Annotated in this window: 10 protein-coding genes; 8 read left to right on the top strand and 2 right to left on the bottom strand. The window is 65.4% G+C overall.

All coding sequences use genetic code 11. The features are described 5' to 3' along the window. Positions 1-340: GNAT family protein (locus EOA32_RS28390; protein ID WP_145971372.1), on the top strand; the 340-nt coding region annotated here is incomplete at its 5' end. A 163-nt stretch (positions 341-503) separates the two neighbouring features. Here the strand turns inward: EOA32_RS28390 and EOA32_RS28385 are convergent. After that, positions 504-1,367 (bottom strand): endonuclease/exonuclease/phosphatase family protein, encoded by an 864-nt coding sequence (locus tag EOA32_RS28385; RefSeq protein ID WP_067319561.1) that lies wholly within the window; start codon positions 1,365-1,367, stop codon positions 504-506. A gap of 148 nt (positions 1,368-1,515) precedes the next feature. Between EOA32_RS28385 and obgE the strand changes: the two genes are divergently transcribed. From obgE to EOA32_RS28355, 5 genes are all read left to right on the top strand, one after another. Continuing rightward, a complete protein-coding gene (gene obgE / locus EOA32_RS28380; protein WP_067001582.1) occupies positions 1,516-2,553 on the top strand; it encodes a GTPase ObgE in 1,038 nt (345 codons plus the stop codon). Beyond that, the gene (gene proB, locus EOA32_RS28375) at positions 2,550-3,707 is read left to right on the top strand and encodes a glutamate 5-kinase (protein ID WP_128373477.1); all 1,158 of its coding nucleotides are present in this window, start codon (positions 2,550-2,552) and stop codon (positions 3,705-3,707) included. Before obgE ends, proB begins: the two co-directional genes overlap by 4 nt. A gap of 18 nt (positions 3,708-3,725) precedes the next feature. Next, positions 3,726-5,012, top strand: a complete 1,287-nt coding sequence (locus EOA32_RS28370) for a glutamate-5-semialdehyde dehydrogenase (RefSeq protein ID WP_128373476.1) — start codon at positions 3,726-3,728, stop codon at positions 5,010-5,012. A gap of 249 nt (positions 5,013-5,261) precedes the next feature. Further along, complete coding sequence (locus tag EOA32_RS28360; protein ID WP_128373478.1) at positions 5,262-5,849, top strand: nicotinate-nucleotide adenylyltransferase; 588 nt, start codon at positions 5,262-5,264, stop codon at positions 5,847-5,849. Positions 5,850-5,931: 82 nt separating this feature from the next. After that, positions 5,932-7,209, top strand: coding sequence for an MFS transporter (locus EOA32_RS28355; protein ID WP_128373474.1), 1,278 nt, complete (start codon positions 5,932-5,934; stop codon positions 7,207-7,209). Positions 7,210-7,214: 5 nt separating this feature from the next. Here the strand turns inward: EOA32_RS28355 and EOA32_RS28350 are convergent, their stop codons facing one another. Further along, positions 7,215-8,066, bottom strand: coding sequence for a mechanosensitive ion channel domain-containing protein (locus EOA32_RS28350; RefSeq protein WP_128373473.1), 852 nt, complete (start codon positions 8,064-8,066; stop codon positions 7,215-7,217). A gap of 241 nt (positions 8,067-8,307) precedes the next feature. Here EOA32_RS28350 and rsfS point away from each other — a divergent pair, with 241 nt between their 5' ends. Together rsfS and EOA32_RS28340 are read left to right on the top strand one after the other, a co-directional pair. Beyond that, positions 8,308-8,685 (top strand): ribosome silencing factor, encoded by a 378-nt coding sequence (gene rsfS / locus EOA32_RS28345; RefSeq protein ID WP_128373472.1) that lies wholly within the window; start codon positions 8,308-8,310, stop codon positions 8,683-8,685. A gap of 61 nt (positions 8,686-8,746) precedes the next feature. Then, the coding region (locus tag EOA32_RS28340) for a 23S rRNA (pseudouridine(1915)-N(3))-methyltransferase RlmH (RefSeq protein WP_189407431.1) at positions 8,747-8,987 on the top strand (241 nt) is incomplete at its 3' end.

Below are 8,987 nucleotides of genomic sequence, written 5' to 3'. Positions count from 1 at the left end.
CGCCGGCACCGGCACTTTCGTCGGCTGCGCGGGGTTGAATACCACCGATCGCGGGCTGGAGCTGGGCTACTGGATCGGCGAGCCTCACTGGAAGCGCGGCTATGCGACCGAGGCGGCGCACGCGCTGGTCGACCTTGCCTTCCAGAAGACCTCGATCCAGGTGCTGCATGCCTCGACCAGGGTCATCAATCCGGCATCGCGCCGCGTCATCCACAAGTGCGGCTTTCAGTATGCCGGCCAGGGCATGCTGAACTCGATCGTCGCCGGCCAGGTGCCGGTCGAGCGCTACCGGCTGGACCGCAAGACCTGGACGAGCCTGCGCAACTGGGTGCACTTCTAGGCATGTTGAAATTCAGGTGAGGCCGGCCTGCAAATGACGGTTTCCTGCGCTTCCGGTGCTCGCGTGCTTTCAGTACGCTCCGCTCCGGTTCTCGAAAGCCGTCATTTTCGGCTCAGCCTGACCTGAATAGCAACACGCCTAGGCGTCGGCAATCAAAGACGACTCAGCCCAATTCGACCCAGACCGGCAGGTGGTCCGATCCACGCGCCTGCCGGTCGGCCCACAGGCGCTTCAGCGAGCCGGCGAGCGAAGCGCTGGTGAAGACGTAGTCGATGCATTTGTGGCGGCCCGCATCGTTGGGCCGATTGGGGTCGATCCAGGTGAAGAGGCCGGAAACGTCCAGGCGCTGGGCGACATCGACGGCGAGATCGGCGGTGAGCGGCATGCCGAATTCATGGTCCGGACGTCCGGCGAGTTCGACATATTCGGGCGATCCGGGCAGCATGTTGAAGTCGCCCATGACGATGAAGGCTTCCGGATAGGGCAGGTCCGGCAGGCCGATTTCGGGAATGCCGGAAAGGCCGCCGCCTTCCAACGCGTAGTTGAGCAGGCGCTGGCGCAGGAAACGGATCTGGCTCTGACGCTCGACGGGGCTGCGGTGGTCGAGATGGGTGGAGTAGAAGCGGATGAAGCCGAGCGGCGTCTCGATTAGCGCCTCCAGCGCGCCGCGCTGGAAGTTCATCCGCTCCAGGCTGCGGCTGCGCGGCAGAAGGAGATTACGCGACAGATGAATGGGCGTCTTCGACAGCACCATGTTGCCGAGCTGGAAGGTGCGGGTGACGGCGCGGCCGGCATCCAGGCGCGAGCCGATATTGACCTCGAAATTGCTGGCATAGGCGACAAAATAGTCCGGCAGCGCCTCGCCGATCTCGGCCACCATGTCGCGGTCGCCGTTGCGCGGGTTGTTGCGGGTGACTTCCTGCAGGGCGATGACATCGGCGCCGCGCACCGCGTCGGCGATGCGGCCGACATCGTATTTGCCGTCGAGGCCGATGCCATACTGGATATTGTAAGTGACAAGCTTCATTCGCGCCTCCCGGTCTCGCCCGCGAACAGTGCTACCGCGCCCCTGGCTAAAGTGCAGCCGGCGCTTTAGTTGCAAACGGGCCTCGCCCTTGGCTCCACCTTGGTTTAGAGCAATCCCGCAAGCGCAATAGCAGAAACCTGAAAATCCGATGAAATTCCTCGACCAAGCCCGAGTTTACATCCGGTCCGGCGACGGTGGTGCCGGATCGATGTCGTTCCGCCGCGAGAAATTCATCGAGTTCGGCGGTCCGGACGGCGGCGACGGTGGCCGCGGCGGCGATGTCTGGGTCGAAGCCGTTGATGGCTTGAACACACTGATCGACTACCGGTACCAGCAGCATTTCAAGGCCAAGACCGGCATGCACGGCATGGGCCGCAACATGACGGGTGCCAAGGGCGCCGACGCGACGCTGAAAGTGCCGGCCGGCACCCAGGTCTTCGCCGAGGACAATGAGACGCTGATCTGCGATTTGACCGAGGTCGGCCAACGCTTTCTGCTCGCCAAGGGCGGCAATGGCGGCTTCGGCAACCAGCATTTCAAGACCTCGACCAACCAGGCGCCGCGCCGCGCCAATCCCGGCCAGCCGGGCGAGGAGTTGAGCATCTGGCTGCGGCTCAAGCTGATCGCCGATGCCGGCCTTGTCGGCCTGCCCAACGCCGGCAAGTCGACCTTCCTTGCGGCCGTCACCGCCGCCAAGCCGAAGATCGCCGACTATCCCTTCACCACGCTCTATCCCGGCCTCGGCGTCGCCCGCATCGACGGCCGCGAGTTCGTGCTGGCCGACATCCCCGGCCTGATCGAGGGCGCGCATGAGGGCGTCGGCATCGGCGACCGCTTCCTCGGCCATGTCGAGCGCACGCGCGTCCTGCTCCATCTCGTCTCGGCGCAGGAGGAAAATCCCGGCAAGGCCTACAAGACCGTGCGCGCCGAGCTCGAAGCCTATGGCCATGGGCTGGCCGACAAGCCTGAGATCATCGCCCTCAGCCAGGTCGACATCCTCGACGCGGACGCCCGCAAGAAGAAGGCTGCCTCTCTGAAACGCGCCGCCGGCCGCGCGCCGATGCTGTTGTCGGCCGTCACCGGCGAAGGCGTCGAGGCTGTGCAGCGCGCGCTGATGGCGGTGGTCGCCGAGGCGCGCGATGCCGTTCCCGCTCCAGTCGATACGCGCTGGCGGCAAAACCCATGAAATCGCTGAAATCATACCGGCGCATAACCGTGAAGATCGGCTCGGCGCTGCTCGTCGACCGCGCGACCGGCTTGAAGCGCGATTGGCTGACCTCTTTAGCCGCAGACATCGCGGTGCTCGCCAATGCCGGCGCGGAGGTGCTCGTCGTATCCTCGGGCGCCATCGCGCTCGGCCGCACCATTCTCGGGCTCGGCAAACGCGCGCTGAAGCTCGAGGAAAGCCAGGCGGCGGCGGCCGTCGGCCAGATCGCGCTTGCGGGCGCCTGGTCGGATGCGCTGGGCAGGGACGGGCTCAAATCCGGGCAGATTCTGTTGACCCTCGGCGATACCGAGGAGCGCCGCCGCTATCTCAACGCCCGCGCCACGATCTCGACCTTGCTCAAGATGAAGGCGGTGCCGGTCATCAACGAGAACGACACGGTCGCGACCTCCGAAATCCGTTATGGCGACAACGACCGGCTGGCGGCGCGGGTGGCGACGATGATGGGCGCCGATCTTCTGGTGCTGCTTTCCGACATCGACGGGCTCTATACGGCGCCGCCGGCCAAGGACCCGCAAGCCAAGTTCATTCCGGTGGTCGAGCGCATCACGCCGGATATCGAGGCGATGGCGGGCGCCGCCGCTTCGGAACTCTCGCGCGGCGGCATGCGGACCAAGCTCGACGCGGGCAAGATCGCCAACGCCGCCGGCACCGCGATGATCATCACCGCCGGCACGCGCCTGTCGCCGCTGATGGCGATCGAGCGCGGCGAGCGCGCCACTTTCTTCAACCCCAGCGCCAACCCGGTGAAGGGCTACAAGACCTGGATCGCGGGACAGTTGGAGCCGGCTGGGAGGCTCACCGTCGATGCCGGCGCTGTCGGCGCGCTGAAATCGGGCAAGTCGCTGCTGCCGGCCGGCGTCAAGCTCGTCAGCGGCAATTTCTCGCGCGGCGACACGGTGGCGATCCTGTCGCCCGAGGGCCGCGAGATCGCGCGCGGGCTGGTTGCCTATGATGCCGCCGATGCCGTAAGGATCGCGGGTTTGAAGACGGCCGAGATCGAAAATGTGCTCGGCTACGAGGCGCGCTCGGCGATGATCCATCGCGACGACCTTGTGGTAAGTCGATCCAGTGATCAAGTATTGGCCGACGACCAAGTTTTGGCCGACGAATGACCCAGCGGAGGATGAACCATGCTGAAGCTGCATGACAAATCCGGGGAAGATACGGTGACGCTGATGGCCGATATCGGGCTCCGCGCCCGCGCCGCTGCCCGACCGTTGGCCGTCGCATCGACCAAGGCCAAGAACGACGCCTTGGCCGCGATGGCCGACGCCATCCTGCGCAACGAGCAGGCGATCCTAGAGGCCAACGCCATCGATATGTCGAACGGCGAGGAAGCCGGGCTGTCCGGTTCCTTCATGGACCGGTTGAAACTGACACCGTCGCGCATCGAGGCGATGGCCGACGGCATTCGCGAGATCGCGGCGCTCAAGGATCCGGTCGGCGAGGTGATTGCCGAATGGGACCGGCCGAACGGCCTCCATATCGAGCGCGTGCGCACGCCGCTCGGCGTCATCGGCGTCATCTATGAAAGCCGCCCGAACGTGACGGCCGATGCCGGCGCACTCTGCCTGAAAGCCGGCAATCCCGTGATCCTGCGCGGCGGCTCGGATTCGATCAATTCGTCGTCGGCTATCCATGCCTGCATGGTCGAAGGGCTGAAGGCAGCCGGCCTGCCGCAAGACGCCATCCAATTGGTGCCGACCACCGACCGCGCCGCGGTCGGCGAGATGCTCAAGGGCCTAGCCGGCAATCTCGACGTCATCATCCCCCGCGGCGGCAAGAGCCTGGTCGGGCGCGTGCAGACCGAGGCGCGCGTGCCGGTCTTTGCCCATCTCGAAGGCATCTGCCATCTCTATGTCGATCGTTCGGCGAAGCTCGACATGGCGGTCCAGATCGCCGTCAACGCCAAGATGCGGCGCACCGGCGTGTGCGGCGCCGCCGAGACGCTGCTCGTCGACCGCGCGGTCGCGTCCACCCATCTGGTGCCGATCCTGGAGGCCCTGCGCGCCGCCGGCTGTGAGGTCCATGCCGACGCCGAGCTGATGAAAGCCTTTGCCGACGCCAGCCCGGCGACCGACGCCGACTGGGTGACGGAATATCTCGACGCGATCATCGCGGTGAAGCTGGTCGACGGCGTGGCCGGCGCGATCGAGCATATCGAGACCTTCTCCTCGCATCACACCGAGGCGATCGTCGCCGAGGATGCGCAAACGGTCGAAACATTCTTCAGCGAGATCGACTCGGCGATTTTGTTGCACAATGCCTCGACACAGTTTGCCGACGGCGGCGAGTTCGGCATGGGCGCCGAGATCGGCATCGCCACCGGCAAGATGCATGCGCGCGGACCGGTCGGCGTCGAGCAGCTGACCTCGTTCAAGTACCGCGTGCGCGGGTCGGGGCAGGTGAGGCCTTGATGTCGCTTGCCCCAAGAGGCTGAAGCTTGCGCCTAGGCTCCCCCCTCCCGCCTGCCGGGCATCCTCCCCGCAAGGGGGGAGATCAGCTGATTTTCCCGGTTTCGCCAGTCGCCAACACTGCAAGATTTGCGACTGCGAAGGAGCTGCCAATCTCCCCCCTTGCGGGGAGGATGCCCGGCAGGGCAGAGGGGGGTGCCTAGCGTCATGCTTTCCCAGCCCGAGCAGCCCGTCCCCGCGCCCTATCTCCACATGCCGCATGCCGGCAAAGGGCTGGCCGTCGGCCTGTTCGGCGGCTCGTTCAACCCGCCGCATGCGGGCCACGCGCTGGTCGCCGAGATTGCGCTGAGAAGGCTGGCCCTCGACCAGCTCTGGTGGATCGTGACGCCCGGCAATCCGCTGAAAAGCGCGCGCGAGCTGGCGCCGCTCGCCGAGCGCATCGTGCTGTCCGAAAAGATCGCCAGGAATCCGAAGATCAAGGTCACTGCCTTCGAGGCGGCGCAGCATGTCCGCTACACCGCCGACACGCTGGCGCTGGTCAAGGCGCGCAATCCAGGCGTCGACTTCGTCTGGATCATGGGCGCGGATTCCTTACGCGACTTCCATCGCTGGCAGCGCTGGCGCGAGATCGTGCTGACCTTCCCGATCGCGGTCATCGACCGACCGGGCGCCACGCTCTACTTTCTGTCCTCGGTCGTCGCCAAGACCTTCGACTATGCCCGCGTCGACGAAGGCGACGCGCCGCTGCTCGCCCGCATGCGAGCGCTGGCCTGGACCTTCATCCACGGCCCGCGCTCGTCGCTTTCCTCCACCGCGATCCGCAAGGCGGCGAAGGGCTGAGGCCACCCTTCTTTCACAAGGGGCCGAGCGATGTCGCTTTTACGGCGGCCTATCGCATTCCGATCAGCCAAGCTGCGAGGGCATGCTGAAGCAAACCCAAACCGATCCCGGACAATCGGCGCCGCTGATTGCCATTGCCAGCGTCATCGTGTCGATGGCGCTGATCGCGATCGGCAACGGCCTGATGTTCGCCTTCATTCCGGTGCGGCTCGGCGCCGATGGTTTCGATCCGACCTGGGCCGGACTGATCGTCACCGGCCTTTCGGCCGGCGGGCTCGCCGGCTGCATCCTGACCGGACCCTTGGTGCGCCGGGTCGGCCATGCCCGCGCGTTCATGGTGCTTTCGGCGCTGATCGCGCTCTCCAACGTGGCGATCGGCGCCGGACCGATGCCGCTGCTGTGGATCGCGGCGCGGGCGCTCTACGGCTTCGCCATATGCGGCCTTTTCATCGTCGCGCAGAGCTGGCTCAACGACGCCCTGCCGAACGCCATACGCGGCCGGGTGATGGCGGTGTTCTACGTCGCCTATATCGCCGGATTGGGCGTCGGTTATGCGACGCTCGCCGCGATCGACATCCAGACGGCGGCGGCGCCGCTGATCGGCATCGCCTTCACCGCGTTGTCCATCCTGCCGGTGGGCATGACGCGGCTTGCCCAGCCGCCCGCGCCGCAGGCCGCTTCGGTGGCGCTCGGCCAAGCGTGGAGGATCTCGCCAGTCGGCGTCGTCGGCATGCTGGCGGTGGGCGGCCTGTCGATGATCATTTCCGGTTTTGCGCCGATCCACGCCACCGCCAAGGGTTACAGCCAGGCAGAGGTGGCGCTGCTCTTGTCGGCGATGCCGGTCGGCACGCTGATCCTGCAGATACCGCTCGGCTGGCTCTCGGACCGTACCGACCGCCGCTATGTGCTGGCGGGCACGGCGGCGCTGGCGGTGGCGGCGAGCCTGCTCGCCATCGCCTTCGACGGCGGGGCGCTGATGGCCCTGGTGGCGATCTACCTGATCTGGGACGGTGCATCGGAATCGATCTATTCGCTGTCCAGCGCCCACGCCGCCGACCGCGCCAGGAAGGAAGAGCTGCTGGCGCTGTCGAGTTCGCTGCTCTTTGCCTGGTCGCTGTCCGGCTTCATCGTACCCGGCATCGTGACGGCGCTTTCCGCCGTCTTCGGCACCGGCACCTTCATCTATGTCGGCATCGCCATCGCTTCCGCGTTTTGCCTGTTCGTGCTGTGGCGGGTGTTTTCGGCGCGACCGATGCCCGCTGCCGCAACCGGCAGCTTCGCGCCGATGTCGGCGCAGACGCCTCTGCCGGTGGAGCTCGCCTTCGCGTCGGAGGAGCCGACAAAGCCGGCCAAGGACTGACGAGATTATTGCTTGCGGACTTCCGGGGACGGGATCTCGGGCGGCGGCAGGGGGATCGAAATGCCCTCGTTGTCGAAGGCCAGCTTGGCGCGTTTGGTCAAGTCGATCTGGGTGGCGAAATAGTCGGCCGCTGAAGTCCAGTAGCGCAGGGTCAGTGAAACCGTGCTCTCGCCAAGCCCTGCGATGAAGGCGATCGGCGCCGGCTCGCGCCGGATGCGCTTCTCGGCATTGGCGATGGCAAGCAGCGTCTTCTGCCCGCGGTCGATGTCGTTCCATGAACCGATGCTCAAGCTGATATCGGTGCGTCTGACGCCGTTGCGGGTGAAATTGCGCACCGGCTGGTTCCACAGCGTTTGGTTGGGCGCCAGGATGTAGATACCTTCGACAGTGCGCAGCTTGGTCGCGAACAGGCCGATCTCCTCGATTGTGCCGGCGATCGCACCGACCTCCACATATTCGCCGATGCGGAAGGGCCTCAGCGCAAGCAGCATGATGCCGGCGGCGATGTTCTGCAGCGTACCTTGCAGTGCAAGGCCGATCGCCAGACCGGCAGCGCCGATCGCGGCGATGATCGAAGCCGTCTGCACGCCAAACTGGCCGAGCACCATGATAACGACCAGGATCAGGATGGCGTAGCGGACGACCTGGGAGAAGAAGTGGCGCAGCGTCTCGTCAAAGCCGTGAATATGACCGAGCCCGGCATAGATCGATCGCTCGGCAAGGCCGGCAACGAGGTAGCCGACAACCAGAAGGATCACAGCACCGATTGCCGAGAAGGAATAGGAGACTATCAGCGAGCTGAGCTGCGCAAGCCCGGCTTGAATCGTGATGAGGGCGCTCTGCGGGTCGATTGGCATGGTTGGGAATCCCCTTTGTCCGGTGTGCCGATAACCCATGCGGCGCGCAGGGGTTCCGCTCTTTTCAGCCTTCCGAGGGCCTGTCCGGCCTGCCGAGGCCGCCCTGAGAGCGCGCCCGTCTTGAAACTGCAATGGAACTCTGCCTATCTAAGCAGGGTCACCTGATTTGCCGGGTGATTTGGTTGTTCTTATTGGGAAAGGAAACACACTGAGAACAGCACTGCGGAAGAAGGCCGATATCGTGCCTTCGCCGGCCGGGATCAGCGGAAGCGATGCTGCCTCCCTCGCCATCAAGACAGTCCTTGCCAGTCTGGAAGACTCCAAGGCCGAAAACATCGTCTCAATCGACATCCAGCGTAAATCGAGCCTCGGCGACTATATGGTCGTCGCATCGGGCCGATCGCACCGCCATGTCTCGGCGGTCGCCGACCATCTCCTCAAGGCGCTCAAGGATGCCGGTCTCGGCATGGCGCGCGTCGAAGGGCTGGCCAGCGCCGACTGGGTCCTGATCGATTCCGGCGACATCATCGTCCATGTCTTCCGTCCCGAAGTCCGCGAATTCTACAATCTCGAAAAGATGTGGCAGGCGCCGGATCTCGAGGAAGAGACCTTGCACTGAGCCGTATCGCGGGCCGTGACCGTTCCGGTCCGGCGCCGATCGAGAGCTCGCCGAGGCGAGGATGAAGATCACCGTTCATGCCGTGGGCCGGATGAAGACCGGCCCCGAGAGAGAGCTCGCCGACCGCTATTTCGAGCGCTTCGCCAAGAGCGGGCCCGCGGTCGGGCTGGAATTTGCCGGCATTGTCGAGACATCCGAGAGTCGCGGCCAGAGCGCCGACGAACGTCGCCGCGAGGAGGGCCAGAAGCTGCAGGGTCAGCTGCAGCAAGGCAACGTGCTGTGCCTGCTCGACGAACGCGGCA

The sequence above is a fragment of the Mesorhizobium sp. M1A.F.Ca.ET.072.01.1.1 genome, from assembly GCF_004023325.1.
Lineage (GTDB): Bacteria > Pseudomonadota > Alphaproteobacteria > Rhizobiales > Rhizobiaceae > Mesorhizobium.
The sequence above is the reverse complement of the archived record's forward strand: the minus strand, read 5'-3'. Positions and strand labels throughout refer to the sequence as shown.

Excerpts from the sequence above, each read along its gene's own strand:
- EOA32_RS28355 (WP_128373474.1), top strand. The coding sequence starts at position 5,932 with ATGCTGAAGCAAACCCAAACCGATCCCGGACAATCGGCGCCGCTGATT.
- proB (WP_128373477.1), top strand. The coding sequence starts at position 2,550 with ATGAAATCGCTGAAATCATACCGGCGCATAACCGTGAAGATCGGCTCG.
- EOA32_RS28360 (WP_128373478.1), top strand. The coding sequence starts at position 5,262 with ATGCCGCATGCCGGCAAAGGGCTGGCCGTCGGCCTGTTCGGCGGCTCG.
- EOA32_RS28370 (WP_128373476.1), top strand. The coding sequence starts at position 3,726 with ATGCTGAAGCTGCATGACAAATCCGGGGAAGATACGGTGACGCTGATG.
- EOA32_RS28385 (WP_067319561.1), bottom strand. The coding sequence starts at position 1,367 with ATGAAGCTTGTCACTTACAATATCCAGTATGGCATCGGCCTCGACGGC.
- EOA32_RS28350 (WP_128373473.1), bottom strand. The coding sequence starts at position 8,066 with ATGCCAATCGACCCGCAGAGCGCCCTCATCACGATTCAAGCCGGGCTT.
- obgE (WP_067001582.1), top strand. The coding sequence starts at position 1,516 with ATGAAATTCCTCGACCAAGCCCGAGTTTACATCCGGTCCGGCGACGGT.